Source organism: Frankia sp. Hr75.2 (genome assembly GCF_949319125.1).
Lineage (GTDB): Bacteria > Actinomycetota > Actinomycetes > Frankiales > Frankiaceae > Parafrankia > Parafrankia soli.
Genome location: NZ_CASGGV010000149.1, coordinates 1 through 1,443, shown reverse-complemented (window position 1 = coordinate 1,443; position 1,443 = coordinate 1). Strand labels below are relative to the sequence as shown.

Here is a 1,443-nt window from a genome sequence, read left to right as displayed (position 1 = left end):
ACCATCCGCTCCCGCAAGGAATGGGCCCGCCTCTACGCGCAGCGACAGACCACCTGATCCACCGCCACGCGGCCGGCGAGACAACGAGAAGCCGCGCCACCCGCCCGAGCGGTGCTTCCCGCCGAATCCGGGTCCTACGAAGAAAGGCCCGTCACCCGTGACAGAAGATCTGTACTGGGACCCGTTCGACCGGGAGTTCCACGTCGACCCGCATCCGATCTGGCACCGGATGCGGGACGAGGCACCCGTGTACCGCAACGAGAAAATGGACTTCTACGCCCTGTCCCGGTTCGCGGACGTCGACGCGGCCCATCTGGACAGCGCCACGTACAGCTCGGCGTACGGCACGGTTCTTGAACTCATGGCGCCCGAGCCGCTGAAGACCGGGCAGATAATCTTCATGGACCCGCCGATCCACACGACGATGCGGGTGCTGGTCTCCAGGGCGTTCACGCCGCGTCGGGTCGGTGGGCTCGAAGGCCACATCCGCGAGATCTGCGCGGAGCTGCTGGACCGGCAGGTCGGCGGTGGCGGGTTCGACTACATCCAGGACTTCGCCGCACTGCTCCCGTCGATGGTGATCTCCCAGCTGATCGGGGTGGACCCGGCCGACCGCGAGGAGATCCGCCACACGATCGACCAGACCTTCCACCTTGATCCGGAGAAGGGGATGGTCAACGACATCTCGATGGCGGCGTCCGCCAAGTTCCACGCCTATCTGTCCGAACAGCTGGAGTCGCGGCGGGCCGCGCCCAGGGACGACATGATGACGGCGCTCGTGCAGGCGGAGATCGCCACCGACGAGGGGACCCGTCGCCTCACCACCTCCGAGGCGGCCGACTTCACCGCGCTGCTCGTGGCCGCCGGTACCGAGACCGTGGCCCGGCTGCTCGGCTGGGCGTGCGACGTGCTCGAGACGCACCCCGACCAGCGCGCGGAGCTGGCCGCCGACCCGTCGCTGCTGGGGAACGCGGTCGAGGAGACGCTGCGCTACGAGTCGCCGTCCCCCGTCCAGGGCCGCGTCACCACCCGGGACGTCGAACTGCACGGCACCACCATCCCGGCCCGGTCGAAGATCATCCTGCTGACCGCGTCCGCCGGGCGTGACGAACGCAGGTACGCCGACCCCGACCGCTACGACATCAGGCGGCGGGTCGACAGTCATGTCGCGTTCGGCCGCGGCGCGCACTTCTGCCTGGGTGCGGCGCTCGCCCGGATGGAGGGGCGTATCGCGCTGGAGGAGACCCTGCGCCGCTTCCCGACCTGGGAGGTCGACCGGGACAACGCGGCACGGCTGCACACCAGCACCGTCCGCGGCTACGAGAAGCTCCCGATCGTCGTATAGGCCCGTACAGATTCATCCCCACCGATCATCCGACCTACCGATCATCCGATGCCATGAAGGCGCGGCCGGCACGTGGCCAGCCCGCTGAGGGAGTCCTG

General features: G+C 68.8%; 1 protein-coding gene. It reads left to right on the top strand.

Annotated elements, in window-relative coordinates:
- Nucleotides 1-157 precede the first annotated feature (157 nt).
- Entirely contained in the window at nucleotides 158-1,345 is a 1,188-nt protein-coding gene (locus AC559T_RS12765) for a cytochrome P450 (protein WP_498868839.1), read from the top strand.
- Nucleotides 1,346-1,443 lie beyond the last annotated feature (98 nt).